General features: G+C 67.7%; 24 protein-coding genes and 3 tRNA genes. 12 read left to right on the top strand and 15 right to left on the bottom strand.

The annotated features are described in order from the left end of the window. The 7 genes from MEICH_RS0116735 to MEICH_RS0116770 all read right to left on the bottom strand — a co-directional run bounded on the left by MEICH_RS0116735 (window position 1) and on the right by MEICH_RS0116770 (window position 7,742). Window positions 1-1,278 (bottom strand): cytosine deaminase, encoded by a 1,278-nt coding sequence (locus tag MEICH_RS0116735; RefSeq protein ID WP_027893550.1) that lies wholly within the window; start codon window positions 1,276-1,278, stop codon window positions 1-3. Window positions 1,279-1,280: 2 nt separating this feature from the next. After that, on the bottom strand, window positions 1,281-2,102 hold the full coding sequence (locus MEICH_RS0116740) for an ABC transporter ATP-binding protein (protein WP_157202870.1): 822 nt from the start codon (window positions 2,100-2,102) through the stop codon (window positions 1,281-1,283). Window positions 2,103-2,118: 16 nt separating this feature from the next. Then, the gene (locus MEICH_RS0116745) at window positions 2,119-2,751 is read right to left on the bottom strand and encodes a LysE family translocator (RefSeq protein ID WP_027893552.1); all 633 of its coding nucleotides are present in this window, start codon (window positions 2,749-2,751) and stop codon (window positions 2,119-2,121) included. Between the two features lie 251 nt (window positions 2,752-3,002). Then, window positions 3,003-4,382: a dihydropyrimidinase gene (gene hydA / locus MEICH_RS0116755; RefSeq protein WP_027893553.1), complete on the bottom strand. Its 1,380-nt coding sequence runs from the start codon at window positions 4,380-4,382 to the stop codon at window positions 3,003-3,005. Between the two features lie 85 nt (window positions 4,383-4,467). After that, entirely contained in the window at window positions 4,468-4,860 is a 393-nt protein-coding gene (locus MEICH_RS0116760; RefSeq protein ID WP_027893554.1) for a four helix bundle protein, read from the bottom strand. Between the two features lie 56 nt (window positions 4,861-4,916). Continuing rightward, a complete protein-coding gene (gene preA, locus MEICH_RS0116765) occupies window positions 4,917-6,302 on the bottom strand; it encodes an NAD-dependent dihydropyrimidine dehydrogenase subunit PreA (RefSeq protein WP_027893555.1) in 1,386 nt (461 codons plus the stop codon). Window positions 6,303-6,404: 102 nt separating this feature from the next. Then, the gene (locus MEICH_RS0116770; RefSeq protein WP_027893556.1) at window positions 6,405-7,742 is read right to left on the bottom strand and encodes an NAD(P)-dependent oxidoreductase; all 1,338 of its coding nucleotides are present in this window, start codon (window positions 7,740-7,742) and stop codon (window positions 6,405-6,407) included. Window positions 7,743-8,146: 404 nt separating this feature from the next. Between MEICH_RS0116770 and MEICH_RS0116775 the strand changes: the two genes are divergently transcribed. The 3 genes from MEICH_RS0116775 (at window position 8,147) to lon (ending at window position 11,450) form a co-directional block, all read left to right on the top strand. After that, on the top strand, window positions 8,147-8,632 hold the full coding sequence (locus MEICH_RS0116775) for a hypothetical protein (RefSeq protein ID WP_027893557.1): 486 nt from the start codon (window positions 8,147-8,149) through the stop codon (window positions 8,630-8,632). Next, window positions 8,632-8,841 (top strand): hypothetical protein, encoded by a 210-nt coding sequence (locus MEICH_RS0116780; protein WP_027893558.1) that lies wholly within the window; start codon window positions 8,632-8,634, stop codon window positions 8,839-8,841. The genes MEICH_RS0116775 and MEICH_RS0116780 overlap by 1 nt, the downstream gene beginning before the upstream one ends. A gap of 230 nt (window positions 8,842-9,071) precedes the next feature. Further along, the gene (gene lon / locus MEICH_RS0116785; protein ID WP_027893559.1) at window positions 9,072-11,450 is read left to right on the top strand and encodes an endopeptidase La; all 2,379 of its coding nucleotides are present in this window, start codon (window positions 9,072-9,074) and stop codon (window positions 11,448-11,450) included. 258 nt (window positions 11,451-11,708) lie between these two features. Here the strand turns inward: lon and MEICH_RS0116790 are convergent, their stop codons facing one another. The 6 genes from MEICH_RS0116790 to miaB all read right to left on the bottom strand — a co-directional run bounded on the left by MEICH_RS0116790 (window position 11,709) and on the right by miaB (window position 16,858). After that, entirely contained in the window at window positions 11,709-13,229 is a 1,521-nt protein-coding gene (locus MEICH_RS0116790) for a slipin family protein (RefSeq protein WP_027893560.1), read from the bottom strand. A 509-nt stretch (window positions 13,230-13,738) separates the two neighbouring features. Continuing rightward, window positions 13,739-13,809: transfer RNA gene (locus MEICH_RS0116795), tRNA-OTHER, on the bottom strand. Then, window positions 13,809-13,881, bottom strand: a tRNA-Ala gene (locus tag MEICH_RS0116800). Before MEICH_RS0116800 ends, MEICH_RS0116795 begins: the two co-directional genes overlap by 1 nt. A gap of 267 nt (window positions 13,882-14,148) precedes the next feature. Next, the gene (locus MEICH_RS0116810) at window positions 14,149-15,030 is read right to left on the bottom strand and encodes an FAD-dependent oxidoreductase (RefSeq protein WP_027893561.1); all 882 of its coding nucleotides are present in this window, start codon (window positions 15,028-15,030) and stop codon (window positions 14,149-14,151) included. Between the two features lie 12 nt (window positions 15,031-15,042). Further along, window positions 15,043-15,402, bottom strand: a complete 360-nt coding sequence (locus tag MEICH_RS0116815) for a hypothetical protein (protein WP_027893562.1) — start codon at window positions 15,400-15,402, stop codon at window positions 15,043-15,045. A 115-nt stretch (window positions 15,403-15,517) separates the two neighbouring features. Continuing rightward, window positions 15,518-16,858 carry a tRNA (N6-isopentenyl adenosine(37)-C2)-methylthiotransferase MiaB gene (miaB, locus tag MEICH_RS0116820; RefSeq protein ID WP_036219608.1) on the bottom strand — a complete coding sequence of 447 codons (1,341 nt, stop codon included), beginning with the start codon at window positions 16,856-16,858 and terminating at the stop codon, window positions 15,518-15,520. Between the two features lie 417 nt (window positions 16,859-17,275). On the opposite strand from miaB, the gene MEICH_RS0116825 reads away from it, so the two are divergent. The 3 genes from MEICH_RS0116825 to MEICH_RS0116835 are packed head-to-tail and all read left to right on the top strand — an operon-like array spanning window position 17,276 to window position 20,398. Further along, a complete protein-coding gene (locus tag MEICH_RS0116825) occupies window positions 17,276-18,220 on the top strand; it encodes a carbohydrate ABC transporter permease (RefSeq protein WP_051304295.1) in 945 nt (314 codons plus the stop codon). Then, complete coding sequence (locus MEICH_RS0116830; RefSeq protein WP_027893565.1) at window positions 18,210-19,091, top strand: carbohydrate ABC transporter permease; 882 nt, start codon at window positions 18,210-18,212, stop codon at window positions 19,089-19,091. Before MEICH_RS0116825 ends, MEICH_RS0116830 begins: the two co-directional genes overlap by 11 nt. Window positions 19,092-19,105: 14 nt before the next feature. Next, window positions 19,106-20,398, top strand: coding sequence for an ABC transporter substrate-binding protein (locus tag MEICH_RS0116835; RefSeq protein ID WP_027893566.1), 1,293 nt, complete (start codon window positions 19,106-19,108; stop codon window positions 20,396-20,398). A gap of 278 nt (window positions 20,399-20,676) precedes the next feature. On the opposite strand, the gene MEICH_RS0116840 is transcribed toward MEICH_RS0116835, so the two are convergent. Beyond that, a complete protein-coding gene (locus MEICH_RS0116840; protein WP_027893567.1) occupies window positions 20,677-21,057 on the bottom strand; it encodes a hypothetical protein in 381 nt (126 codons plus the stop codon). 282 nt (window positions 21,058-21,339) lie between these two features. Continuing rightward, window positions 21,340-21,416: transfer RNA gene (locus tag MEICH_RS0116850), tRNA-Arg, on the bottom strand. 131 nt (window positions 21,417-21,547) lie between these two features. On the opposite strand from MEICH_RS0116850, the gene MEICH_RS0116855 reads away from it, so the two are divergent. The 6 genes from MEICH_RS0116855 to MEICH_RS0116880 are packed head-to-tail and all read left to right on the top strand — an operon-like array spanning window position 21,548 to window position 26,491. Then, window positions 21,548-21,832, top strand: coding sequence for a hypothetical protein (locus MEICH_RS0116855; RefSeq protein ID WP_157202871.1), 285 nt, complete (start codon window positions 21,548-21,550; stop codon window positions 21,830-21,832). An 8-nt stretch (window positions 21,833-21,840) separates the two neighbouring features. Then, on the top strand, window positions 21,841-22,533 hold the full coding sequence (gene mntR, locus MEICH_RS0116860; RefSeq protein WP_027893569.1) for a manganese-dependent transcriptional regulator MntR: 693 nt from the start codon (window positions 21,841-21,843) through the stop codon (window positions 22,531-22,533). Next, window positions 22,530-23,474: a metal ABC transporter solute-binding protein, Zn/Mn family gene (locus tag MEICH_RS0116865; protein ID WP_013157193.1), complete on the top strand. Its 945-nt coding sequence runs from the start codon at window positions 22,530-22,532 to the stop codon at window positions 23,472-23,474. Before mntR ends, MEICH_RS0116865 begins: the two co-directional genes overlap by 4 nt. Then, the gene (locus MEICH_RS0116870) at window positions 23,471-24,247 is read left to right on the top strand and encodes a metal ABC transporter ATP-binding protein (RefSeq protein ID WP_013157194.1); all 777 of its coding nucleotides are present in this window, start codon (window positions 23,471-23,473) and stop codon (window positions 24,245-24,247) included. Before MEICH_RS0116865 ends, MEICH_RS0116870 begins: the two co-directional genes overlap by 4 nt. 4 nt (window positions 24,248-24,251) lie before the next feature. Next, entirely contained in the window at window positions 24,252-25,409 is a 1,158-nt protein-coding gene (locus MEICH_RS0116875; RefSeq protein WP_027893570.1) for a metal ABC transporter permease, read from the top strand. Continuing rightward, entirely contained in the window at window positions 25,406-26,491 is a 1,086-nt protein-coding gene (locus tag MEICH_RS0116880; protein WP_013157196.1) for a metal ABC transporter permease, read from the top strand. The genes MEICH_RS0116875 and MEICH_RS0116880 overlap by 4 nt, the downstream gene beginning before the upstream one ends. Window positions 26,492-26,542 lie beyond the last annotated feature (51 nt).

Raw genomic sequence — 26,542 nt, forward strand, 5'->3', positions numbered from 1 at the left:
TCACCTCAGGAACCGGACCGCCTCGCCCTGCACGTAGGAGACCTCGGGCCGGGTCTCGGCCACCACCTTGCCGCGCTTGAGCACGTAGCGGCGCATGGGCAGGGTGCGCAGCGCGTCGTCCTCGGTGGGGACCGGCCAGACCACCAGGTCGGCGGGGTTACCCACCGCGACGGCGTGCCCCTCCAGGCCCTCCCCGCCCCGCACCAGCCGGTTGTGCCAGATGGCAGCGGGACGAGAGGTGAGCATGGGGAAAAGCTGCTCGCGGTCCTCGCGCCCCGACATCAGCCCGTAGTGCAGCAGCACGAAGGCGGTGTGCAGGGGGTCGCCCTTGCCCATGGGGTACCAGGGGTCCATCACCGAGTCGTGCCCGGCGGCCACGTTGACCCCGGCGGCCAGCAGCTCCTTGACCCGCGTGAGGCCGCGCCGGATGGGGTAGTGGTCGAAGCGCCCCTGCAGCACGGCGTTGTCGGGCGGGTTACAGATGACGTGCAGCCCGGCCCGCCGCACGTTGCCGATGATCTTGTCGGCGTAGGCGTTGTTGTAGGAGTGCATGGCGGTGGTGTGCGAGGCCGCCACCCGGCCCGACAGCCTCAGGCGCAGCGTCTCGGCCGCCATGGTCTCGAGGAAGCGGGAGTGGTCGTCGTCGGTCTCGTCGCAGTGGATGTCGACGGGCAAGCCGGTCTCGTGGGCGAGCGAGAGCGCGAACTTCACGTTCTGCACGCCGTACTCGCGGGTGATCTCGTAGTGCGGGATCCCCCCGATCACGTCGGCGCCGAGCTCGAGGGCCTGCCGCACCAGCGCGTCGCCGCCCTCGAAGGAGAACATCCCCAACTGCGGGAAGGCCACGATCTGGACGTCGATGAGCCCGGCCACCTCGGCCTTGATCTCGAGCAGGGCCTTGAGCGCGGTGAGGCTGGGGTCGCACACGTCGACGTGGGTGCGGATGTGGGTGACGCCGTGGGCCACGAACCACGGCAGCGCCTTGAGCACCCGCGCGCGCACGTCCTCGCGGCTGAGCCGCTTGACCCGCTCGGCCCAGATGGCGATGCCCTCCCACAGCGAGCCCGAGCGGTTGGGCCGGGGGTCGCCCTCGGTGAGGATGGCGTCGAGGTGGATGTGGATCTCGTAGAAGCTGGGGCTCACCAGGTTGCCCTCGGCCGAGATCTCCTCCCCCCCGCGCAGGCCGGCCTCGAGCGCGGCGATGCGCCCGCCCTCGAGGCCGATGTCCACCAGCCCCTCGCGGCCGGTGAGGCGTGCGTCCTTGATGACGAGGTCCATGCCTACTCCTGCACGTCAAAGCCGTGCCCCTTGCGCAAGGCCTCGCGCACCTGGGTGGCGATCTCGAAGAAGCGGGTGGTCTCGCGGGTCTCGAAGTTGCGCGGCTGCGGCAGGTCCACCGGGATCACGGTCTCGATCTTGCCGGGGCGCGGGGTCATGACCACGATGCGCGTGGAGAGGAACACCGCCTCGGGGATGGAGTGGGTGACGAAGATGATGGTCTTGCCGGTCTCGCGCCACAGCCGCAAGAGCTCGAGGTTGAGGTTCTCCCGCGTGATCTCGTCGAGCGCGCCGAAGGGCTCGTCCATGAACAGGAGCTGCGGGTCGAAGGCCAGCGCGCGGGCGATGCTCACCCGCTGCTGCATCCCGCCCGAGAGCTGCCAGGGGTAGTGGCGGGCGAACTTCTCCAGCCCCACCAGCGCCAGCATGCGCTCGGCGCGGGGTTTGTGCTCGGCCTTGGGCACGCCCATCACCTCCAGCGGCAGCATCACGTTCTGCAGCACGGTGCGCCACTCCATGAGGGTAGGGGCCTGGAAGACGTAGCCGTAGGCCCGGCTCTTGCGCGCCTCCTCCGGGGTCTTGCCGCCGACGCGGATGCTGCCGGAGGTGGGCTGGATCAGGTCGGCCAGCAGGCGCAGCAGGGTGGTCTTGCCGCAGCCCGAGGGCCCGATGAGCGAGATGAACTCGCCCGCGGCGATCTCGAGGCTCGCGTTCTGCAGAGCCACGGTGCCGGTGGGGAACACCATCGAGACGTCCTTCACCGACACCAGACTGGCGGCGCTGGGGGTTGGGTGGGGGTTGGTCTGGGATTGGGTCACAGGCACCTCTGAGGTTTGGCGTTTACTCTACCCCCCCGCCGGTCAGCGCCGCGGCCACGCCTAACCCGATGTACACGCTGCCGGTGACGTACTTCTGCCTCGCCACGAAGCGCGGGTTGCGGCGGAACCAGGAGCCCAGGCTGCCGGCCAGCAGGGCGTATGAGCCGTCGGAGAGCACGGCCATCAAGGCGAACAGGCCGCCCAACAGCAGGATCTGCACCGCCACGCTGCCGTGGGCAGGGTCCACGAACTGCGGCAGGAAGGCGAAGGTGAAAAAGGCCATCTTGGGGTTGAGCAGGTTGACCACGTAGCCCTGCGCGAAGATGCGGCCCAAGCTCTCGCGCTTCGGCTCGACCACCCCCGCCTCGCCCCCGGACGTCAGTTGCCGCACCCCCAGGTACACCAGATAGGCCGCCCCCGCCCACTTCACCAGGTTGAAGGCCAGGGCGCTGGCCAACAGCAGGGCGGTGAGGCCCAAAGCCGCCGCCAGGGTGTAGGTGAGGGCCGCCAGGTTGACGCCCAGCACCGAGGCGAGGCCCGCTGAGCGCCCCTGCGAGAGGCTGCGGGTCACGATGTAGAGCACCGCCGGGCCGGGCACCAGCAGGATAGCCAGGCTGGCGGCGAAGAACAGGGCGAGCTTCTCGGGCGCGATCACGCCATCACCTCACCTGCGCTACCGCGCGGCCACCGCTGCGGTCAGTGAGGATGCTTCGGGTGTTCATAGCCACCTGCCTTTGGGTCAAGGCCTACCTTTTCCGGGCCCGGGCCGCCCCGATAGCCATAAATGCCGCCCCGACGGCCAGGAACGCCGCCCCGGAACTCCGCTGGTCGCTGAGCGAGATCGCACCGACCGCCATAAGGATTAGACCTGCCAGGAAAAATAACTGGGACGGCTTCATATATGCCTCAGAAGTACATCGGCTCGCGCCGCAGGAGTTTGCCGCGCCCCTTCTCGCCCACGAAAGCCCCGTCGCGCACCTGCACCTTGCCGCGCACCGTCACCACGCTGGGACGCCCGTCGATCTCGAAGCCCTCGAAGCCGTTGTAGTCGTTGTTCACGTGCTGGGTGCGGGCCGAGATGGTGCCGCGGTAGCTGGGGTCGTAGACCACCAGGTCGGCGTCGGAGCCCACCGCGATGGTGCCCTTGCGGGGGAAGAGCCCGAAGAGTTTGGCGGCCTTGGTGCTGGCGGCGTCCACGAAGCGGTGGAGGTCGAGGTGGCCCCGGCTCACGCCGTAGGTGTAGAGCAGGTTCACCCGGTCCTCGATGGCGGGGATGCCGTTGGGGATGGCGGTGAAGGCGTCCTTGCCCAGCATCTTCTGCTCGGTGTCGAAGGGGCAGTGGTCGGTGCCCACGGTGTCGATGAAGCCCTGGGCCAGCGCGTCCCACAAGGCCTTCTGGTTGCGCTTGTCGCGCAGGGGCGGCGACATGATGTACTTCATGGCCTCCACCCCGCCCCGCTCGGCGTAGGTCTTGTCCAACAGGAAGTGCGGGATCACCGACTCGATGTAGATGGGCACGCCGCGCGCCTTGGCCGCCATGGCCGCCTCGAGCGCGGGCTTGCAGGAGAGGTGCACCACGTAACCGGTGGCGCCGGTGGCCTCGAGGAAGGTGGCGAAACGGTTCGTCCCCTCGGCCTCCACGGACTCGGGACGGCTGGGCTCGTGCCACTCGGGGCCGGTCTTGCCCTCGGCCAGCAGGCTCTGCTGCAAGCGCCCCACCAGTTCGGCGTTCTCGCAGTGCGCGGTGACGATGACGCCCAGCTCCTTCGCCAGCCTCATCGTCTGGTACATCTCCCCGTCGTCCACGCCGAAGAAGTTCTTGTACGACAGGAAGATCTTGAAGGAGTTGATCCCGTCGGCCACGATCTCGCGGAGCTGGGCCTCGGTCTTGTCGTCGAACTTCGTCACCGACATGTGGAAGGTGTAGTCGCAGGCGCTGTTGCCCTCGGCCCGGCTCTTCCACAGGTGGTAGCCCTCGAGCGCGTCGTCACCCCGCGAGGGGCAGCACATCTCGATGTAGGTGGTCGTACCCCCCACCAGCGCGGCGATGCTGCCGGTCTCGTGGGTGTCCTTGGCGAAGGTCGCCATGAAGGGCAGGTAGATGTGCACGTGGGGGTCGATGAAGCCGGGAAAGACGTACTTGCCCGTCGCGTCGATGACCTCGGTGCCGGGGGGGGCCTCGAGGCCCCGCCCGATGCGGGTGATGGTCTCGTCCTCGACGTAGATGTCGGCTTTGTAGCGTGAGTCTGCGGTGACGATTTCGCCGTTTTTGATGAGTAGAGGCATACGGGTGAAAAGGTGAAAAGGTGAAAAGGTAAAAAGCACGCGTTCGCTACCCTGTCACCTTCCGACCTTTGACCTCCTTTCGATGCTATTCCTTTGCCCTATGGCCATCCCGTTGCTCGCGTACCGAAGTTTGAAGCCTGCTGATCAGCCTGGAAACCTCCTCGGCCTGTTTGAGCAGCTTGTCGAAGGCAGGCGGCTCGAGGTAGCCCACGTCGAGTGCAACGTAGAGTTGCGACCTCAATTCGGCACAGGACGCCTTCGCGACGTTCAGAAACCGATGAAGCTCGGCTCGTCCCCCACGTTCGAAGCCCTCTGCGATATTGGACATCACCGAAACGGCCGCTCGCTGAGCCTGGCCGCTCAGGGCGTAGTCTTTCGAAAAGGCTGCTTGCCTGGTGGCTACGTACACGGCTCTGGTCAGCTCCCTCGCCTTTTGCCAGACGAATAAGTCCTCGAATCGCTCAACCTTCTTCGACATTTCCTGCGTTCTTCACCTTTGCCCTTTTTGACTTTTCACCTTTTTACCTTCTTCACCTAGTGAATGTCGATCCCAACCTCTTTGCGGTACCGCTCCATGGCCTCCCAGTCCGAGCCCACCTCCGGGCGGGCCTTGGTGAGCTGGTCCCAGGTGACGCTGGCGCGGCCCGAGGGCACCTCGACCATCTCGATGCAGCCTTCCACCGGGCAGACGTTGTGGCACAGCCGGCAGCCCACGCAGTCCTCCTCGCGCACCACCGGCTGCGGGCGCGAGCCCACGGCCTCGAGCTTGCCGTTGGAGCGCACGTCGTAGCTGTAGGGCTGCACCAGGTTCCCGTTCGCGTCCACCAGGTCGATGCACTGGTGGGCGGTGTCGTTGCAGGCCACGTAGCAGAGGTTGCACTTGATGCACTTGTCGGGGTCGATGCGGGCGACGGCGCGGAAGGCGAGGTCGAAGTCCTTGAAGTCGGAGATGCGGTGCAGGCTCTTGCCCACCACCTCGTCCACGCTCTTGAAGCCCTTGGAGTCCATCCAGTTGGAAAGCCCGTCGCAGAGGTCCTCGATGATGCGGTAGCCGTAGTGCATCACGGCGGTGCACACCTGCAGGCTGCTGGCCCCCAGCAGCAAGAACTCGGCGGCGTCCTTCCAGGTGCTGATGCCGCCCATGCCCGAGATGGGCAGCCCCGAGCGGCGCACCACCTCGTCGGTGCCCAGGGCCGAGAGCATGTTGAGCGCGATGGGCTTGACCGCCGGGCCCGCGTAGCCCCCGTGCCCGCCCTTTCCGCCGATGTTGGGGGTGATCTCGAGCGTATCCAAGTCCACGGCCACGATGGAGTTGATGGTATTGATGAGGCTGAGCGCGTTGGCCCCGGCGTTCACGGCGGCGCGGGCCGGGTAGACGATGTTGGTGATGTTGGGCGTGAGCTTGACGATCACGGGGATCTTGGCCACGTCCATCACCCACCGCGTGATCTGCTCGCAGTACTCCGGCACCTGCCCTACCGCGCTGCCCATGCCGCGCTCGCTCATGCCGTGCGGGCAGCCGTAGTTGAGCTCGATGCCGTCGGCGCCGGTGTCCTCGATCTTGAGGACGATGTCGCGCCAGGCCTCGGGCGTGGACTCCACCATGGCCGAAACGATCACCGCGCGGTCGGGCCAGTGGCGCTTGACGTCGCGGATCTCCCGGAGGTTGACCTCCAAGGGCCGGTCGGAGATGAGCTCGACGTTGTTGATGGCGAGCATCTTCTGCCCGCCGTAGTGCCACGCGCCGTAGCGGTTGGACACGTTGAGCACCGGCGCCCCGATGGTCTTCCACACCGCCCCGCCCCAGCCGTACTCGAAGGCCTTGTGGATCTGCGCCCCCGAGTTCGTCGGCGGCGCCGAGGCCAGCCAGAAGGGGTTGGGGGACCGGATTCCCGCGAAATTGATGCGAAGGTCAGCCATAAATGCTCCTTTCAGGGAAGGTGAAAAGTGGAAAAGGTAAAAGGTCAAAAGTAAAGTCCAGGTCTTTAACTTTTCACCCTTTACCCTTTTGACCTTTTCACCTCAATCATCCGCCGCCGCGCGAAGCGGCACCAGCTTGCGGTGGATGGCGAAGGCCGCGAGCTTGCCGTCCTCCACCGCCATCACCGTCGAGGCCGAGCCCTTCGCCCGCACGCAGTCGCCGCCCGCGTACACGCCGGAGAGGCTGGTCTCGAAGTCGTCGTTGACCTTGATGTAGCCCTTCTCGGTCTGCAGCCCCAGCATCTGCGCCAGCGCGGGTTTCTCCTGCCCGATGGCCTTGACCACCTGGTCGGCGGGGAGCACGAACTCCGAGCCGGGGACGGGCCGCGGCGCCGGGCGGCCCGAGGCGTCCGGGGCGCCGAGCTCCATCCGCACGCACTCGAGCCCCGTCACCTTCCCGCCCTCGACGATCACGCGCACCGGCTGGGTGAGGAAGCGGAACTCGATGCCCTCCTTCTTGGCGAACTCGTACTCGTGGGGATAGGCGGTCATCTCGGCGTCGGTGCGGCGGTAGACCATGGTCACGCGCTCGGCGCCCAGCCGCTTGGCGACGGTGGCGCAGTCGATGGCGGTGTTGCCCGCACCGATCACCGCCACGTTGCGGCCCACCTCGAGGCCCTGCGGGTTCATCTTGCTGGCCTCGATGTAGCTCAGGCCGTCGACGATGTGCTCCTCACCGGGGATGCCCAGCGCAGGCACCGCGCCCAGCCCCACGCTCAGGAAGACCGCGTCGTACTCGCGGCGGATCTGCTCGAAGGAGAGGTTGGCTCCCAGCTCCATGCCGGTCTTCACCTCCACCCCCAGCCGCTTGACCATCTCCACCTCGGCCAGCGCCACCTCCACCGGCTCGCGCAGCACGATGATGCCGTAGGTCGAGAGCCCCCCGGGCAGCTCGCGCTTCTCGAAGACCGTCACGCTGTGCCCCAGCTTGGCGAGCTCCCCCGCGCAGGTGAGCCCCGCCGGGCCCGCGCCGATCACCGCGACCTTCTTGCCGGTGGGGGGCCCTGCCTTGAACACGTCGATGCCCCGGCTGTACACGTAGTCGGTGGCGTAGCGCTGCAGGCGCCCGATCATGATGGGCTTCTCCTCGGCGTTGAGCACGCACGCGCCTTCGCACAGCTCCTGCACCGGGCACACCCGGGCGCACGTCGCGCCCATGAGGTTGGCCTCGAGGATGGTGCGGGCCGAGCCCACCACGTTCTCGGTGGCGATCTTCTTGATGAACTTGGGGATGTCGATGTGGGTGGGGCAGGCGTGGGTACAGGGCGCGTCGTAGCAGTAGAGGCAGCGGTTGGCCTCCACCACCGCTTCATGGTCGGTGAGCGGCGGGTAGTACTCCGCCAACACCTCCTCAGGCCGGATAATCTGGCGATCGTTCACGTCTGGCCTCCTGCGGGGCCGTTGGCCCCAGATCCTGCAAAGCTAAAGGGTTCGGTTTGTGCTAAGGCTAGGGCTTCTCGAGCGGCACACGCAATGGACAAAGTGTCCAAAAACCGTGGGCGAGGGCAGCCAACCCCCACGCGGGTGCAAGTTTTCTCGCCCTGCCGCCAAGGCCTGTGAGCCGCAGCGCCTCTCTCCCATGCAAACCGCCACACGACCTCCTGTGTGAATAATCACCAAGAAGGTTCGAGCCCTCGCGGGAGCTGATTTAACCCTTGGCTCTATGCTTCTACTTCGCGCCGAAGGCTGTCAAGAGCGGCGCTGCATAACTTTGCGCCGAAGTTCACGTGCCCTGGGTGCATAGGTCTCAACTTTTCTCAGGCAAGGCGGGTATAGTTCGGCCTATGAGGCGTTTTCTTCTCTCCGTCGCCCTGGGCGGCCTGTTGGCCGCGTGCAGCAGCGCACCACTGTCCATCGCCATCACCGCCGAGCCCGTCAACGTCAGCCTGATCTCGGACGGGGCCATCTACTTCCAGAAAGCCGGGCAGGTGCAGAAGCCGCCGGTGGGGGTCAAGGAGATCGGCCTCGAGGGGACGGCGAAGTTCACCGGCCAGGGGGTTCTGCACTTCTACGCGACCGACCAGGAGCCCAACTGCGCCAGCAGCGGGGGCTTCTTCCGCTGCAGCAGCTTCGACGCAGCCACGATGGACGACCTGGGCACGCTCGACTTCAGCAAGAACAGCACCTCCCCCTTGAAGTGGTCGGGAGCTCACCTGACCAGCGGCGTCAACAACCAGACCCTCTACATCGGGGTCAAGCTGGAGAGCCTGGGCCTCACCAGCGGCACGCTGAGCTTCGAAAACCTCGTCGCCAAGGTGGTGCTGTTCTGATGTACCAGACCCTCGAGGGCGCCGTGCTGCAGGCCCAGGCCGTGAGCATCCACGGGGCCGTGTTCTACGACGTGGTGCTCCAGACCGGCGAGGGCGCCGTGCGCGTGCGCTTCCAGGACACCTTCCTCTCCCCCGCCCCGCAGGCCGGGGAGCGGCTGCGGCTCGAGCTCATCCTGGGCAACGTCCACCGCGTCGAACGCCTGGGCTGAAGGCCGGGGCCATCCAGCGAACGGGGCGGGTGCGTATATCCTGGTAGCCCTCCCTCCCTTTTCCGGCCGGTGCGTCGTGAGGGCGTTCACCATATTTGATAAAGCAACGCTCAAGTTCCCTAAGTGTGGCCTCTGACCCTATTGACGGGGAGGGGGGTTGTAGAATCCGAATAAGTCGTTCTTTCCCGCCGTGGAGCGACGGTTTGGTAGGCGGGACATGGAGGAAGAGAATGCGTCTTGAATTGCCGGTCATTCCCTTGCGCTCGACGGTCATCCCGCCTCACGCCACCACGTCGGTGGAAGTGGGACGTGCGAAGTCCAAGCGGGCAATCGAGGAGGCCTTGGGGGCCGACCGGCTCATCTTCCTGGTGGCGCAGCGCGACCCCGAGGTGGATGATCCGTCCCCCGACGACCTCTACGGCGTTGGGACTTTGGGCGTAGTCAAGCAAGCCATGCGGCTGCCGGACGGCACCATGCAGGTCATGGTCGAAGCCCGCAGCCGGGTACAGCTCATCGATTACGTCGCCGGGCCCTACCTGCGGGCCCGCGGCGAGGTACAGAACGAAACCGCCCTGCGCGACGAGACTTTGGGCCGGGTCCTGATCGACGAGATCAAGGACGCCTTCGACCGCTACGTCGCCGGGCACAAGTCGCTGCGGCTCGACCGCTACCAGCTCGACAACCTGCGCGCCACCAGCGACCCCGGCGTGCTGGCCGACACCATCACCCACCACGCCACCTGGAGCGTGGAGGAGAAGCAGGCCGTGCTCGAGAGCTTCGACCTCGAGGCCCGGCTGAAGAAAGTCCTCGAGTTCCTCACGCGCGACCTCGAGCGCTTCGAGATGGACAAGCGCGTCTCGGCGCGGGTCAAGGAGCAGATGGACCAGAACCAGCGCGAGTACTACCTGCGCGAGCAGATGAAGGCCATCCAGAAGGAGCTCGGCGGCGAGGACGGGGGCAACGACCTCGAGGAGCTGCGCGGCAAGATCGAGGCCGCCGGGATGCCCGAGGCCGTCAAGCAGAAGGCCCTCAAGGAGCTGCAGCGCCTGGAGCGCATGCAGCAGGGCAGCCCCGAGGCCACCGTGGCCCGCACCTACCTCGACTGGCTGGTGGACGTGCCCTGGAGCAAGGCCGACGACGAGGTCCTCGACATCACCAAGACCCGCGCCGTGCTCGACGAGGACCACTACGGCCTGCAGGACGTGAAGGAGCGCATCCTGGAGTACCTCGCCGTTCGCCAGATGACCCAGGGCCTCGAGGTGCGCAACAAGGCGCCCATCCTGGTGCTCGTCGGGCCTCCCGGCGTGGGCAAGACCAGCCTGGGCCGCTCCATCGCCCGCAGCATGAACCGCCAGTTCCACCGCATCTCCCTGGGCGGCGTGCGCGACGAGGCCGAGATCCGCGGCCACCGCCGCACCTACATCGGGGCGCTGCCCGGCAAGATCATCCAGGCCATGAAGCAGGTCGGGGTGATCAACCCGGTGATCCTCCTCGACGAGATCGACAAGATGAGCGCCGACTGGCGCGGTGACCCCGCCAGCGCGATGCTCGAGGTGCTCGACCCCGAGCAGAACAACACCTTCACCGACCACTACCTCGACGTGCAGTACGACCTCTCCAAGGTCTTCTTCATCACCACCGCCAACACCCTCCAGACCATCCCGCGGCCCCTCCTCGACCGCATGGAGGTCATCGAGATCCCCGGCTACACCAACTACGAGAAGCAGAACATCGCCAAGCAGTACCTGCTGCCGCGCCAGGTCAAGGAAGCCGGGATGGAGGGCAAGCTCACCGTGAGCGACGGCGCCATCGACCGGGTCATCAACGAGTACACCCGCGAGGCGGGCGTGCGCAACCTCGAGCGCGAGCTGGGCAAGATCGCCCGCAAGGGGGCCAAGAACTTCCTCGAGTCCCCCTGGGAGGGCCAGCGCGTCGTGGACGCCCCCGAGGTCCCGGCCTACCTGGGCATCCCCAAGTTCCGCCCCGACAAGGCCGAGAAGGAGCCCAGCGTGGGCACCGCGCAGGGCCTGGCCTGGACCCCCGTGGGCGGCACCCTGCTCACCATCGAGGCCGTCGCGGTCCCCGGCACGGGCAAGATCGTGCTCACCGGCTCTTTGGGCGACGTGATGAAGGAGTCGGCCCAGGCCGCCTTCACCTACCTGCGCGCCCACGCCCAGGAGTGGGGCCTGCCCGAGGACTTCCACACCAAGTACGACATCCACGTCCACGTGCCCGAGGGCGCTACGCCCAAGGACGGCCCCAGCGCCGGCATCACCATGACCACCGCCCTCGCCTCGGCCCTCTCCCGCCGCCCCGCCCGCATGGACATCGCCATGACCGGCGAGGTCACCCTGCGCGGCAAGGTGCTCCCCATTGGCGGCGTGAAGGAGAAGCTGCTGGCCGCCCACCAGGCCGGCATCAGCAAGATCATCGTGCCCAAGGAGAACGAGGCCCAGCTCCAGGACATCCCCGACGAGATCCGCCGCGGCCTCGAGATCACCCTGGCCGAGGACGTGAGCGAGGTCCTCAAGACCCTCCTGCTCCCCGAGCCCGTGATGCCCGTGGTGCAGCCCGGCGAGAACCGCACCCAGCCCGGCGCAGGGGCGTAATACCGGATTCAAAAAGATAATCATCCGAACCAAAGAGCCCCGGAGGCCATCTTTTTGGACCCCAGAGCGCACCCCTCCCTGACGGTCGGCGAAGCAAGCGTCACCCTTCGGTGACGAACTAACCGAATCGGGTATAAGTCTCCCGAACAAAAACAGCGGCCCCGGTATTGAACCGGGGCTTTGCCTTTGCGAGTAGGGGCAGGCACGAGACCTGCCCCTACAGCGTCTTGCGTCTTGCGTTTTGCGTTTGGCTCGACGTCACTTCTTGATGCTCACCAGCTCGCTCAGGATGCTGTCCAGCGAGCCCACGTTGATGCGCTCGATCTTCTCCGAGATGCGCTCCAACACCTCCAGCTCCTTCAGGCGCAGGGCGATGGGGTTGTCCTCCATCACCTTGGCGGTGTTGAGCATGCTGCGGGTGGCGGCGGTCTCCTCGCGGCGGCGGATCACGTTGGCCTGCGCGGCCTTCTCGGCCTCCACCACCCGCGAGAGGATGGCCTTGATCTCGCCGGGCAGGATGATGTCCTTCACGCCCACGCTATCGACCTCGAGGCCGTAGCCCTCGGTCTTGCGGGCGATGTAGGCGGCCACCTCGCGGTCGATGAGGCCCTTGTCCTCCAGCAGCTCGTCGAGGGTGCGGGTGCCCACGGCGGCGCGCAGGCCGAACTGCAGCTCCTTGTAGAGGTAGCCCTCCACGTCGGCGAGCTTGGCCTTGGCGGCCACGGCGTCGGTGACCTTGTAGCCGGCGGTGAGGTTGAGGCGCAGGGGCACCTTGTCCTTGGTGAGGATCTCCTGGCCCGAGACCTCGAGGGTCTGCAGGCGGGTGTCGAGCACCTCGGTCTTGAGGGCGCGGCCGAAGACCCACCAGGCGTGCAGGCCGGGGCCCAGGGTCTCGCGGAAGGCGCCATCCACGTAGAGCAGGCCCACGTGCTGCGCGGGCACCTCGCGCACGTGCAGGTGCTTGAGGGTGAGGTGGGCCACCTCGGGCAGGCCGCTCACCAGCTCGGCGGCGAGCGCGGGGCTGAGCTTGAAGTGCTCGAGGGTGTCGAGCACCTCCACCTCCACGCCCTTCCAGAACAGCTTGCGGCTAGCGGGGGGCAGCACGGCGATCACCTTGCCCTTGTGGCGCACCAGGGCCACCTGGGCGGCGCCGAGCTGCACCGACTCGCAGTACTGGGCCACGAAGCCGGGGTGGCGCTCGAGCAGCACGTCCTCGAGGGGCAGGTTGGGCACGGGCTGGGTGCGGTCGTAGGTGTGCACGGTGATCTTGCGCTCGTAGACCCAGAAGCCGTAGGTGCCGGGCTCGAGGGGGCGCACGAAGTTGCCGCGGTCGTAGAGCAGGCCGATCTGCGACTCGGCGACCTGCACCATCTGCAGGCCCGCCAGGCTCTTGTCCTTGAGCAGCTTGGCGTGCTCGGCGGGGAGCTCGAAGCCGGCCTCGAGGTCGAACACCTGCGCCTCGACCTCCACGAAGCCCTTCCAGAAGGCGCGGAGCTGGTTGGGGCCGACGGTGATCCAGCCCTGGCCCAGCCGCACCAGCGCCGCCTGGGCGGGGCCGGTCTTGACCACGGTGAAGTGCTCGGCCAGCACGTCGGGGCGGGCCTTGAGGAGGAACTCGAGGTTGGGAATAGTGGCCTCGGGCTCGCTCAGGTCGTACTTCTGCACGCTCCAGCCCTGGCCCAGCAGGCGGTGCAGGCCGGGCATGAGCACCGCGCGGAAGTCGCCCCAGCGGGAGAGCAGGCCGCGCTCGTGCTGCTTGATACGTAGGCTCTTGAACATCGGAGTTCACCTCCTCCTTCGGGCGCGTGCCTCCCCAAGGTCGCAGGCACGCAGGATATTCGCACGGGATTGCTCCCGGTTGGGGCAGAAAAGGCCCTGCCTGGGACTCCCACAGCTACGGAGCGGGCGAAAGGACGAGCGCTCGTCCTTGGCAGCGTTTGCAGCAGGCCGGATTAAGGGCTCGGGGCGGCCTCGAGCTTCGCCCGAAGGCTCGGCCCGGAGGCTCTCCTCCGCCCAGATGCGGTGTTCCCGCAGGCCGCACCGCGCGTGGCGAACCAGGCGCGGATCTGGCCGGGGGAAGACGCGCACTCGGGCGCTGCTGTCCCACGCTCGCCGGGTCGTTCGCTGCTGCCCCCTAGGGGCGAGCCCTTCGGGAGCCGGGAGCGACCCATGCAGGGTTTGTGCTGCGCCTCGCGGCGCGGTGAAGGATTTGAACCTTCTCGGCTTTCGCCTTTACCCAAAAGACACCTTTTCAGGGTGTTTGACCCACTCCGATTACGAGTCGGAAGGTCAGGATGCGGGATTCGAACCCGCGACTGCCGGAGTGAGCTCCGGTGCTCTGCCACTGAGCTAATCCTGTGGTGCACGATGTGGGATTCGAACCCACGCCCTCGCCCTGCACGGGCGCGCTCTGCCGCTGAGCTAATCGCGCGGCGGTACGTCCGGCTGCTTTCGGCGGTACACCCTCCGCGAAGCGCGGGGGCGCCAGCCAGGCCTGCAGAGCCTGGGCCTTTGCCTCCAGGAACCCGACTTTCCCGGCGTCTTAGCAGACGCAAGAACAGATGGTAGCATTCGAATGCTACTTTAGCAAGCCCCCCAGAACTGGGATAATCAGGGCCATGGGTCGCGTCATCGCTTTCGTGGTTATTACGGCACTGGTCCTGATCGCCTGGTTCGCGCTGCTGCACCGCTACGGGGGCTAAAACTTCGCCAACAGCCGCCGCGCGTACAGCGGCGCGTAAAAATAGGCGGCCGAGCCGAACCCGGTGAGCGCGTAGCCGCCGGGGATTTCCTTGAGGTAGTCCCGGTCGAGGCGGTAGCGAACGCTGCTCCAGCTCGAGCGCCACTCCGGCCGGTACCCCAGCAGTTGCTCGGCGCCCGAGAGCAGCCACTCGACCTCCTGCGGCCGGATCTGGTGGGGCGAATAGCGGTCCTGGTGCGGCAGGTAGCTCCCGCCCAGGCTGTGCCCGGCCACGTAGACGCCGTAGGAGCGGGCCTGCTTGAAGTGCTCGTGGGTGATGAGCACCGAGCCCGGCGTGAAGCGCCCCCCGAGCCCGGCCAGGTGGGCCCCGCTGGCCCCGCCGGCATAGACCAGCACCTCGCCCGTGAGGTTCCGCCCGTCCTCGAGCCACAGCGTGCTCCCCTCGAGGCGCTCCACGCTGGCCCACACGATGTCCAGGCCCTCGGCCAGGCGGTGCAGGAGCGGGGTGGACTCGAGCCAGCCCGCGCTCTGCAGGTACAGGCCCTCCTCGAGCCACTTGTGGGGGATGCCGCGCCCCTCGAGCCGCGCCTGCCACGCCTCGCGGTCGGGCCTAGGCACCGGGCGCAGGATGCCCCGGCGCACGGGAGTGAAGCGGGGGTAGAAGCCCCAGAGGGCCTCGAGGGCCTCCTCGGCCTCGGGGGCGACCGCTCCGCGCTTGCCCCGCACCGGGTTGAGCAGGGGATCGGGCACCCGGCTCGCGTCGCCCAGCTCCCGGCTGACCACCCGCACCCGGTGCCCCGCCTCGTGCAGGAGCCGGGCCGCGGTCAGGCCCGCGATGCCCGCGCCCAACACCACGATCCCGGCGTCCGGCTGGCTCACGGCTGCGACGGCTCAGGCCTGTTTAGGGTAGAAGACGTAAACGGCGTCTTCCTTGCGGCAAAGGTCGCGGCTGGCGAGGAGCTCGAGCGTCTGCCGGGCTTGCTCCAGCGGCATCCCCACCGTCTGGGCAAGCTGCTCGGCGGTGATCTTCCCCCCCTTGCGCCAGGCGACCTGCATCGCCACGCGCTCGCGCGCGGCGGGACCCATGCCCCCGAGGTCGAGCCGGAAGTTCCACCTCAGGGTCAGCCAGCCCGCCAGGAGGGCGAGGAGGCTCGAGACGGTAAAACTCGGGAGGTTCCAGCGAAAGGTGGCCAGGCTCATGGCGAAAATCGCCGCCCCAACAAGCCCGGCGATGAGGAAACGCGGTTGCATGGGTTCAACATACCGCCAGGAGGCCCCTAAGGCTAGGGGAAAAAGGGCAGGCGCTAGGGGGAAAAGGGCAGGCACGGGGGCCTGCCCCTACAAGGTTTTGCGTCTGGTGTTCGACCTACGCCATCATCAGCGGGATGGTGGCGGCCTCCTGCGACCCCACCACTTCCCCGAAGAGCATGTGCGGCGTGGCCTGCTTGACCTCGACCCGGTAGAGCCCGGGCCGGGGGGCCTGGGCGGCGGGGATCAGCACCGGGTGGTTGCCCCGGTCGTGGCCTTCGGCGTAGCCCTCGTCCTTGGCGCTGCCGCGCACGAGCACCTCGACGGTGCGGCCCACCCACTGCTGGTTCTTCTTGTAGCTCCACTCCTTCTGCTTCTCGATCAGGCGCTGGAGGCGCTCGATCTTGACCTCGCGGGGCAGGTCCTGGAAGTGCTTGTAGCTCGGCGTGCCGGGGCGCGGCGAGTAGATGAACATGTAGGCCGAGTCGTACTGCACCTCGTCGTAGAGGGTGAGGGTCTGCTCGAAGTCCTCCTCGCTCTCGCCGGGGAAGCCCACGATGATGTCGGTGGAGAGCACCACGTCGGGGATGGCCTCCTTGATGGCGCGGATGCGGTCTAGGTACCACTCGCGGCGGTACTCACGGGCCATGCGGCGCAGCACCCGGTTGGAGCCCGACTGCACCGGCAGGTGGATGTAGTTGCACACCTGCGGCGTCTCGGCCATCGCGGCGATCACCTCGTCGGTGAAGTTGACCGGGTGGGAGGTGGTGAACTTGACGCGGGGAATGCCGATCTGGCCCACCAGGCGCAGCAGCTCCCCGAACTTGGGGAAGCCCGGCTGGTCGTTGCCGTAGGAGTTGACGTTCTGGCCCAGCAGGGTCACCTCGAGCACGCCCGCCGCCTTGAGCTGCTCGATCTCGCGCAGGATCAGGTCGGGGTGGCGGGAGACCTCGGGCCCGCGGGTGGTGGGCACGATGCAGTAGGTGCAGTGGTGGTTGCACCCACGGATGATGCTGACAAAGGCCGAAAGCTGGCCCTGCGGCGCCGGAGGCAGGTGGTGGGTGAGCTCTTCGCGGAAGGAGAGGTCCCAGAAGCGGTTCTTGGCCTCGATAGCCTTTCCGATCTCGGTGAGCGCGCCCGGGCCGAGCAGCACGTCCACGGCGAACTTGCGCGCGATCTGCTGGCCCTCCTCGAGCTGCGCCAAACAGCCCATCATGCCCACCATCAGGTCGCGCTTCTCCTTCTCCTTGCGAAGCTCACCCAGCAGCGAACGAACCTTCTCGACCGGCTTCCCGCGCACCGCACAGGTGTTGACCAGCACGAAGTCGGCCTCGGGGATGGAATCCACGAACTGCGCCCCGATGGAAGCGAGTTCCGACTTGACCAGATGGGTGTCGTACTCGTTCATCTGGCATCCGTAGGTGATTATGTGTACTCTAGGGTAGTCACGCTTGATCATGTAAACCTCAGGGGCTTGCCGGAGGGATTCCGGGGCCGCGAAAAAGGAGCGGCAGGGCCGCCAACGTTCTCAAGTGTAGCAAAGCGATGAGCTTTAAGCTGTCAGCCCTCAGCCGTCACCTATCAGCTCGTGGCCCGTGGTGAAACCCCTCCCGTGGGGAGGGTTTATCCCCCCTAACCCCCCTTGCTAAGGAGGGGAACATGGCGTTTGGCGTTTGGCGTTTGGCGTTTGGCGTCTTGCGTCTTGCGTCTTGCGTTTGGCTATCAGCTATCGACCATCGACACCCCAAATGTGCTCGCTCGGGCATTCACCCGGAGACAAATCCGGTATGAAAAACGAATGCGAGCCAATTCATGCCTAGTGCCCTGCCGTCTTCCCGGCGTTGCCCTCGGCTTCTGCAGGGGTGCTGAGTAGGGTATGGAGCGCGAACCTCCGGCCCGCTCGAGCCTCCCCCACCCCAGGCGGGGCGCCGCTTGGCTGGCGCGGCAGGGGGCCAAAGACCGCGCCGCGCTGCTGGTGATGCTCGCACCCTACCTGATCGGGACCGCCGTGCTCGTGGTGGTGCCTGCGCTGCTGTCGCTGGTCATCGCCTTCACCCGCTACGACGCGCTGGGGGCTCCGGTGTGGGTGGGGCTGGACAACTTCCGGGCCCTGGGGGAGGACTCGCTGTTCTGGACGGCGGTGCGGAACTCGCTGGTGTTCGTGCTGCTGGCGGTGCCCCTGCGCGTCCTGGGGGCGCTCGCGCTGGCGCTGCTGCTGCAGAGGCCGGGGCGCGGGGTCGGGCTCTTCCGCATGGCGGTGTTCTTTCCCACCGTCGTCCCCGACGTAGCCTACGCCCTGATCTGGCTGTGGATCTTCAACCCCGTCTACGGGCCGCTCAACCTGGCGCTCGAGGCTTTGGGCCTGCCCGTCTCGCCGTGGCTGGCCGAGGGCAGCACGGCGCTGCTCGCCATCGTGATCATGGCGGCTTTCCAGATCGGCGAGGGCTTCGTGGTGCTGCTGGCCGGGCTGCAGAACGTGCCCGAGGAGTACTACCAGTCGGCGGCGCTGGACGGCGCCCGGCGCTGGCAGCAGTTCCGCTTCATCACCCTCCCGCTGCTGGCCCCCTGGCTGCTGCTGCTGACGCTGCGCGACGTCATCCTGAGCGCGCAGAACACCTTCACGCCCGCGTTCTTGATGACGGGGGGCGGGCCCTACTACGCCACGCTCTTTCTTCCCCTCCGCATGTACCAGGAAGCTTTCGACTCCTTCCGCTTCGGCACGGCCGCCGCGATGATGCTGCTTTTGCTGCTGGGCGTGGGGCTGTTGCTGCTGCTGGTCTACCGCGTGGTGCGGGGCTGGGGGTACAGCGATGAGCAGTGAGCAGCACCGGGCTTTGCGCGGGCTGGCTCGAGCGCTGCGCTTCCTGCTGCGGCTGGCGGTGGCCGGGCTGTTCCTGCTGCCGTTGTGGTGGGTGCTGGTGGCCTCCCTGCGGCCCCTGGGGCTGCCGCCCTCCCCCACCCTCGAGTGGCTCCCCGACCTCGAGGGCTGGCGCAACTACGCGCGGCTGTTCGAGACAGTCCCCCTCGCCAACCAGCTCCGCAACTCGCTGTTCGTGGAGCTGTTCGCGGTGCCCCTGACCGTGCTCACCGCCTCCTGGGCGGGCTTCGCCATGGCCCTCTCGAGGCCCCCCCTGCAGCGGCGGCTGGTGATCCTGGCGGTGCTGCTGATGATGGTGCCCACCACCGCACTGTGGCTCACGCGCTTCCTGCTGTTCAAGAACCTCGGCCTCATCGACACCCCCTGGGCCCTGATCCTGCCCGCCGTGGCCGGGACCAGTTCCTTCTACGTGCTGCTGTACTTCTGGACCTTCCGCCGCCTGCCGCGGGAGATGCTCGAGGCCGCCCGCCTCGACGGGGCCGGGGCGTTCACCCTCTGGGCCCGCGTGGCCATGCCGCTGGCGCGGCCCACGAGCCTCACCGTGGCCGTCCTGGCCTTCGGCTACTACTGGAGCGACCTCACCTCTCCCCTGCTCTACCTGCGCTCGGAGGCCAACTACACCCTCCCGGTGGGCCTGCAGGTGCTCCAGCAGATGGACTCCACCAACTGGTCGCTGCTGATGGCGGCGGCAGTGGTTATGCTGTTGCCTGTCCTGTTGCTGTTTTTGATCCTTCAGCGCTTTTTGGGCTTCGACGGGCAGCTCTTCCGTGACTGGACGGCACGGCTGGGCGGGAGCAGCAAGGGCCCATACTGATCAGGAGGAAAGCGATGCTGCGGAAACTGCTCTACATCGGCCTGGTGTTGGTCGCGGGGGGGTTGCTGGTACGGGGGGTGGGGGGGCAGGCCACCGCCCAGCAGGCCGCGCCCAGCGGGAGCTTCACTTTCATGATCTTCGGCGAGCCCGCCGAGAAGGAAGCCTACGACAAGCTGATAGCCGCATTCTCCCAGCGCTACCCCCAGGTCAAGGTCGAGGTCCTCTACATCCCCAGCCAGACCTCCTACCGCACCCGCCTTGCCGCCGACCTCGCCGCCGGCACCCCCGCCGACGTGTTCTTGCTCAACTACCGCCGCTACGCCCAGTTCGCCGCGCGGGGCGTCCTCGAGCCCCTCGACGCCTACGTGGCCCAGAGCAAGGTGATCAAGCTCGCCGACTTCTACCCCGAGGCGGTGCAGCCGTTCTACTACAACAAGCGGTTGATGGGCATCCCGCAGAACCTCTCGAGCCTGGTGGTCTACTACAACAAGAACCTCTTCGACAAGGCCAAAGTGCCCTACCCCAAGCCGGGCTGGACCTGGAACGACTTCCTCCAGACCGCCAAGGCCCTCACCAAGGACACCGACGGCGACGGCACCCCCGACCAGTTCGGCCTGGGCACCGAGGCCAGCATCTTCCGCGTGGCCCCTTTCATCTGGCAGAACCGGGGCGACTTGGTGGACGACCCCGAGAACCCCAAGCGGCTCACCCTCGACGCCCCCGCCACCAAGGAGGCCCTGCAGTGGTTCATGGACCTGCAGGTGAAGCACAAGGTGGTGCCCAACAAGCTGCTGGAAAAGGCCCGCCCCAGCGAGGACCGCTTCCTCGACGGCACGCTGGCGATGTTCCTCAACAGCCGCCGCGGCGTGCCCACCTACCGCGACATCAAGGACTTCGACTGGGATGTGGCCCCGCTGCCCCGGGGCAAGGAGCAGGCCGGCATCCTCCACGCCGACGCCTTCTTCATGGCCGCCGCCAGCCGCAACAAGCCCGCGGCCTGGGCCTTCATCGAGTTCGCCAACTCGAGGGAGGGCCAGACCATCCTGGCCCAGTCCGGTCGCACCGTCCCCTCGCTCAAGAGCGTGGCCCAGTCGCCCGCCTTCCTCGACCCCAACAACAAGCCCCGCAACAGCCGGGTCTTCCTCGACACCATCCCCTACATCCGGGCGGTCCCCCTGATGGAGACCTGGGCCGACATCGAGACGTTGGTCTCGGAGGACCTCGAGCGCGCCTTCCACGGGGACGTGTCGCTGGAGGAGGCCATCCGGACCGCGACCAACCGCACCCAGCGGTTCTTTCCCAAGTAGTCCCCCAAAAGCAACCGCCCTGGTTATACCGGATTCAAAAAGATAGTCATCCGATCCGAAGAGCCCCGGAGGCTATCTTTTTGAACCCCAGAGCACACCCCTCCCTGACGGTCGGCGAAGAAAGCGTCTCCCTTCCAAGGGGCGCTACCGCCCTCCGCCACGCGGATAACTTCGGTCGGCCGCCCCGCCAAGGCGGGGCGGCGTCACCCTTCGGTGACGAACTAACCGAATCGGGTATTACCCGGGGCGGCCGTGCGGGGCGCTTGTAGGAACTGCCCTCACTGCTTCTTTCCGTCGATGAAGACCTCGAGGCTGTCGGCGCGGCCGGGCTTGACCCGGATCACGAGCTCGAGGGCGTCGTTGCGGTAGGCCAGGACGATCCAGTCCTCGGGGTCGAGGCCCTGCACCGTCGTGCCCAGGCCCAACAACACCTGCCGCAGGATCGGGACCAGGGCGTCGGCCTTGCGGGCGTCGCCGGTGTTCCTCGAGGCGATCACCAGCCCGACGCCCGGGACGTACTGCCAGCTCCCTTCGCCGCCCTCGAGCACCCCGTTGATCGCCCCTACCAGCGCCGACCGGCTGCGGTTGATCTGTTGCAGGTCGAAGGCAAAAGCAGTGCCCAGCACGACCATCAGGCACAGCAATCCACGCTTGATCATCTCCCTATGCTCCTTTGCGGCTTCTAAAGCCTATCTAAATCGTAACCGCTGGCAGGCACGACGAGGGTTCAGAGACAGCCACCCTCAGCCCAACGACTTATGCTGTGTCGGCTACCGCCTTTCGCGGCAACTTGGTGATCTGCGCCTGCGTGCTCGAGCAGGAAGCTGACGAGCACGCGGCCCTGGCGCACGGAATCCCGGTGCCCACGGCCTGAGCGGGGAGCAACCCCGCCACAACGAGCGAACCGGGGCATGGCGACCCCGGTTTTTCACGCCCTGTACTGGTGCGCCCGGCAGGACTCGAACCTGCGACCTAAGGTTTAGGAAACCTTCGCTCTATCCGGCTGAGCTACGAGCGCACGAAAACGCGCTTGCAGATTGTAGCACAACCGGGCGGGAGGGCTCGAGGCTTGACACCCGGTTTTAGGTATGCCTAAACTATTAGCAGATATTTGGGTAGGCGTACCTAAATACGGAGGTCATCATGTGGATGAGCCTTGCGATTGCAGGGATGCTGTACGCGCTGGGGGCGGTGCTCTTCGGGCACTTCGAGACCAAGACCCCGCCGGCCCGGCGCTTGAGGAAGCTGGTGGTGTTCTTCGGCGTCACCGCGCTGCTGGCGGCGTGGGTGGGGGATTGGGCGTTGGTCTGGGTTTTGGGGATGATGGGGGCGGGCCTGGGGTTCCACTTCACCTGGTGCAGGCTCAACCGGATCCACCCGCTCAGCGCCGAGCCTAAGGAGCGGTACTACCGCCTGAGGGGGTGGAGCCTGTGAACACGTCGCTGTCCCGCCCCGTGCTGAGCGAGGCGCAGGAGGACTACCTCAAGCAGATCCTGTTGCTGGGCAGCGCGCCGGAGGGCTCGAGCCTCGAGCACACCACCGCCGTCTCGACGCAGGAGCTCGCCGACCGCATGGAGGTCAAGCCCGCGTCGGTGACGGGGATGCTCAAGAAGCTGGCCGAGCTCGCGCTGGTGGAGTACGAAGCCTACAAGGGCGTGCGGCTCACGGAGGCGGGGTACAAGGTGGCGCTGGAGGTGCTGCGCCACCACCGCCTTCTGGAGACCTACCTGCACCAGGCGCTGGGCTACGGCTGGGAGGAGGTGCACGCCGAGGCCGAGCGCCTGGAGCACCACATCTCCGAGGCCTTCGAGAAGCGCATCGCCGAGTGGCTGGGGCACCCCTCCCACGACCCCCACGGCGACCCCATCCCCACCGCCGAGCTCCACCTGCCCGAGGGCGTGCCCACGCGCCGGCTGGCGGCGCTCGAGGCCGGCGAGCGGGGTCTCGTGGCGCGGGTCGGCAGCCAGGACCAGGACGCGCTCAACCTCTTCGCGCACCTGGGGCTGCGGCCCGGGGCCCAGGTGGAGGTGCTCGAGCACATGCCCGAGGGGGTGCGGGTGCGGGCGGCGGGGGAACGCTACCTGCTGCCCGTGGCCCTGACCCAGATCGTGTGGGTCGCGGAGGTGGGGGGATGAAGGCGCTGCACCTCTGGGCGCTGGCCCTCGTCCTGCTGCTGAGCGCCTGCCAGGTCCAGGACTTCGCCCTGCGGCCCATCGACGGCGACCGCCCGGTGCGGGCCGTGGCCACCGCCAACTTCGTCACCGACCTCGTGCAGCAGATCGGCGGGGAGCGGGTGCAGGTCACGGGCCTGATGGGCCCTGGCGTGGACCCCCACCTCTACAAGGCCTCGGCCGGGGACGTGCGCAAGCTCACCCAGGCCGACGTGGTGTTCTACAGCGGGCTGTTCCTCGAGGGCAAGATGGTCGAGCTCTTCGAGAAGATGCCCAAGGCCATCGCCATCACCGACGCCATCCCCCACGAGCTGCTCATCGCGCCGGAAGGCGGCTTCGAGGGCACCTACACCTACGACCCCCACGTCTGGTTCGACGTGAGCCTGTGGGCCCACACCGCCGAGGCCGTGCGGGACGGGCTCTCCAAGGTGGACCCGGCAGGCGCCGGCTACTACGCCGAACGCACCCGGCAGTACCAGGCCCGGCTGCAAGAGCTCGACGCCTGGGTCAAGCAGGAGATCGGGCGCATCCCCCCCGCGCAGCGGGTGATGGTGACCGCGCACGACGCCTTCGGCTACTTCGGGCGGCGCTACGGGCTCGAGGTGCGCGGCCTGCAGGGCGTCTCGACCGTGGCCGAGACCGGCACCCGCGACGTGCAGGAGCTCGCGGCCTTCCTGGCCGAGCGCGGCATCCGGGCCATCTTCGTCGAGTCGAGCGTGCCCCGGCGCTCGGTGGAGGCCGTGGTGGCGGCGGTGCGGGCCCGGGGCAAGGAGCTGCGCATCGGCGGCGAGCTCTTCTCCGACGCGGCCGGCGACCCCGGCACCCCCGAAGGCACCTACGTCGGCATGGTCGAACACAACGTCAGAACCATCGTTTCGGCTCTGCTCGGAGGCGAACACCCATGATCAAGTCCAGCATCAACGAACAAGCTTCGGCCCTTCCCCGGCGGGCGGCGCCCCTCGAGGTGCGCGACCTCACCGTGGCCTACCACGAGAAGCCCGTGCTGTGGGACGTGGATCTCTCCATCCCCGAAGGCCAGCTCTGCGCCATCGTCGGGCCCAACGGCGCGGGCAAGAGCACCCTGATCAAGGCCGTGCTGGGGCTCATCCCCAAGGCCTCGGGCACCGTGCAGTTCTTTGGGCAGCCGCTCGAGGCCGCCCGGCGCCGCATCGGCTACGTGCCCCAGCGCTCCTCCGTGGACTGGGACTTCCCCACCAACGCCCTGGACGTGGTGCTGATGGGGCTCTACGGGCGGCTGGGCTGGTTCCGCCGGCCCGGCAAGGCCGAGCGCGAGGCCGCTATGCACGCGCTCGAGCAGGTCGGGCTCACCGCCTTCGCCCACCGCCAGATCGCCCAGCTCTCGGGCGGCCAGCAGCAGCGGGTCTTCCTGGCCCGCGCCCTGGCCCAGGCCTCCGACCTCTACTTCATGGACGAGCCCTTCGCCGGGGTGGACGCGGTCACCGAGGCCGCCATCCTGCAGGTGATGCGCGAGCTGAAGAAGCAGGGCAAGACCGTGGTGGTGGTGCACCATGACCTCGAGACGGTGCGCGACTACTTCGACCACCTCACCCTGCTCAACGTGCAGGTCATCGCCAGCGGGCCGCTCGAGCAGACCTTCACGCCCGAGAACCTCAAGGCCACCTACGGCGAGCGCATGAGCGTGGGCGTGGGGAGGTGAGGCCGTGGACCTCCTCGCCGGCATCTTCACCGACTACACCCTGCGCAACGTAGCGCTGGGCGCGGCACTGCTGGGCCTGGTGGGCGGGGTGCTGGGCAGCTTCGCCACGTTGCGCCGCCAGAGCCTGCTGGGCGACGTGCTGGCCCACGCCGCGCTCCCCGGCATCTGCTTGGCCTTCCTCCTCACCGGGACCAAGGCCCCGCTGATCCTGCTGCTGGGCGCGGGCCTGGCGGGCTGGCTGGCCTCACTGTTGATGCTCGCCATCCTGCGCAGCACCCGCCTGCCCGAGGACAGCACCCTGGGCGTGATCCTCAGCGGCTTCTTCGGCTTCGGCATCGGCCTCCTGACCTTCATCCAGCACAGCGGCGACAGCGACCAGGCCGGTCTCGACAAGTTCATCTTCGGGCAGGCCGCCACCGTCGTGGGCGAGGACGTGCTGACCATGGCCGTTCTGGGCGGCGTCGCGCTCTTGCTGGTGGGCCTGCTGTACAAGGAGTTCAAGCTGCTCACCTTCGACCCCGCCTTCGCCTCGAGCCTGGGCCTCCCCGTGCGCGGCCTGGGCACGCTGCTGACCTCGCTGACGGTGATCGCGGTGATGATCGGGCTGCAGACCGTGGGCGTGGTGCTGATGGCCGCCATGCTCATCGCCCCGGCCGCCGCCGCGCGGCAGTGGACCAACCGCCTGAGCACCATGGTCTGGCTCTCCGCGGCCTTCGGCGTCCTGTCGGGCGTGCTGGGCGCGGTGATCTCGGCCACGCGCGAGAACCTGCCCACCGGCCCGCTGGTCGTGCTCACCGCCAGCCTCATCACCCTCTTCTCGCTGCTGCTGGCCCCCGAGCGCGGGCTGGTGTGGGACTGGCGGCGCACCCGCAACAACCGCCGCCGCATCCGCCTCGAGCGCCTGCTGCTCGACGCCCACGTGCTCTACAACCACGCCGAGCTCACCCCCGAGAGCCTGGCCCAGCGCCGCCGCGCCGCCCCGGCCAGGGCCAAGGAGGAGCTCGAGGAGCTCGCCGCCCGGGGCTGGGTGACCGGGCGCGGGGAGCGCTGGGAGCTCACCGAGCAGGGCCACGCCGAGGCCCACCGCCTCGAGCAGGCCATGCGGGTGCTGCCCAAGGCCCTGAACCCGCGCGCCGAAGGCGGCGCAGGAGGTGCCGCGTGAGCTCCGACTTCGTCATCGTCCTCACCGCCATCTTCGTCTCCACCGCCTCGGCGCTGCTGGGCAGCTTCCTGGTGCTGCGCCGTATGGCCCTGATGGCCGACGCCATCTCGCACGCGGTGCTCCCCGGCATCGTGCTGGCCTTCTGGGTCTCCGGGGGCGAGCGGGCCACGGCCCCGGCGCTGCTGGGCGCCGCCGCAGCCGGGCTGCTCACCGTGACGCTGGTGGAGTGGCTCACCCGTACCGGGCGCATCAAGAACGACGCGGCCATCGGGCTGGTCTTCCCCGCCCTCTTCAGCCTCGGGGTGCTGGCGGTGTCGCTGTACTTCCGCAACGTCCACCTCGACCTCGACGCGGTGCTCTACGGCGAGATCGCCTACGCCCCCTTCAACACCCTCGAGGCCTTCGGCCTCAACCTGGGGCCGGAGTCGCTGTGGATCATGGGCGGCCTGACCCTCGTCAACCTGCTGTTCGTGCTGCTGTTCTACAAGGAGCTCAAGCTCTCGACCTTCGACGCAGGGCTGGCGGCGGCCCTGGGCTTCCTGCCCGCCGTGCTGCACTACGCCCTGATGAGCCTGGTCTCGCTCACCGCCGTGGGCGCGTTCCAGTCGGTGGGGGCCATCCTGATCGTGGCCTTCCTGATCATCCCCCCCGCCACTGCCTACCTCCTCACCCAGCGCCTGCCGGTGATGATCGCCCTGGCGGTGCTGGTGGGGGCGGTCTCGAGCGTGCTGGGCTACGTGCTCGCCATCCTGCTCGACGCCTCCATCGCCGGGATGATGGCCACTGTGGCCGGGCTGCTCTTCGGGCTGGCCTGGCTGTTCTCGCCCGTGGGCGGGGTGCTCACCGCCCGCAACCGCCGCGAGCGCCAGCGCCGCGAGTTCGCCGCCCGCCTGCTGCTGGCCCACCTGGCCCACCACGACCGGCCCGTCCCGGCGCGGGAGGTGCTCGAGGAGTTCGGCTGGAGCCCCGCCTTCCTGGCCCAGGCCCAGCAGTGGGCCCAGCGCGAAGGGCTCCTCGCGGGCGACCCCAACGGGCTGCGGCTGACGGCTCGAGGCGCAGCTTTGGCGGGGGAAAGGCCGTAGGGGGGGTCGATAGTCGATAGCTGATAGCCGATAGCCGGGCGCGGGTCGTAC

Origin of the sequence: Calidithermus chliarophilus DSM 9957 (assembly GCF_000430045.1) — a bacterium.
Classification (GTDB): Bacteria; Deinococcota; Deinococci; order Deinococcales; family Thermaceae; genus Calidithermus; species Calidithermus chliarophilus.

Excerpts from the sequence above, each read along its gene's own strand:
- MEICH_RS0116735 (WP_027893550.1), bottom strand. The coding sequence starts at position 1,278 with ATGGACCTCGTCATCAAGGACGCACGCCTCACCGGCCGCGAGGGGCTG.
- hydA (WP_027893553.1), bottom strand. The coding sequence starts at position 4,382 with ATGCCTCTACTCATCAAAAACGGCGAAATCGTCACCGCAGACTCACGC.
- MEICH_RS0116760 (WP_027893554.1), bottom strand. The coding sequence starts at position 4,860 with ATGTCGAAGAAGGTTGAGCGATTCGAGGACTTATTCGTCTGGCAAAAG.
- preA (WP_027893555.1), bottom strand. The coding sequence starts at position 6,302 with ATGGCTGACCTTCGCATCAATTTCGCGGGAATCCGGTCCCCCAACCCC.
- MEICH_RS0116775 (WP_027893557.1), top strand. The coding sequence starts at position 8,147 with ATGAGGCGTTTTCTTCTCTCCGTCGCCCTGGGCGGCCTGTTGGCCGCG.
- MEICH_RS0116780 (WP_027893558.1), top strand. The coding sequence starts at position 8,632 with ATGTACCAGACCCTCGAGGGCGCCGTGCTGCAGGCCCAGGCCGTGAGC.
- lon (WP_027893559.1), top strand. The coding sequence starts at position 9,072 with ATGCGTCTTGAATTGCCGGTCATTCCCTTGCGCTCGACGGTCATCCCG.
- MEICH_RS0116790 (WP_027893560.1), bottom strand. The coding sequence starts at position 13,229 with ATGTTCAAGAGCCTACGTATCAAGCAGCACGAGCGCGGCCTGCTCTCC.
- MEICH_RS0116815 (WP_027893562.1), bottom strand. The coding sequence starts at position 15,402 with ATGCAACCGCGTTTCCTCATCGCCGGGCTTGTTGGGGCGGCGATTTTC.
- miaB (WP_036219608.1), bottom strand. The coding sequence starts at position 16,858 with ATGATCAAGCGTGACTACCCTAGAGTACACATAATCACCTACGGATGC.
- MEICH_RS0116825 (WP_051304295.1), top strand. The coding sequence starts at position 17,276 with ATGGAGCGCGAACCTCCGGCCCGCTCGAGCCTCCCCCACCCCAGGCGG.
- MEICH_RS0116830 (WP_027893565.1), top strand. The coding sequence starts at position 18,210 with ATGAGCAGTGAGCAGCACCGGGCTTTGCGCGGGCTGGCTCGAGCGCTG.
- MEICH_RS0116835 (WP_027893566.1), top strand. The coding sequence starts at position 19,106 with ATGCTGCGGAAACTGCTCTACATCGGCCTGGTGTTGGTCGCGGGGGGG.
- MEICH_RS0116840 (WP_027893567.1), bottom strand. The coding sequence starts at position 21,057 with ATGATCAAGCGTGGATTGCTGTGCCTGATGGTCGTGCTGGGCACTGCT.
- MEICH_RS0116855 (WP_157202871.1), top strand. The coding sequence starts at position 21,548 with ATGAGCCTTGCGATTGCAGGGATGCTGTACGCGCTGGGGGCGGTGCTC.
- MEICH_RS0116865 (WP_013157193.1), top strand. The coding sequence starts at position 22,530 with ATGAAGGCGCTGCACCTCTGGGCGCTGGCCCTCGTCCTGCTGCTGAGC.
- MEICH_RS0116870 (WP_013157194.1), top strand. The coding sequence starts at position 23,471 with ATGATCAAGTCCAGCATCAACGAACAAGCTTCGGCCCTTCCCCGGCGG.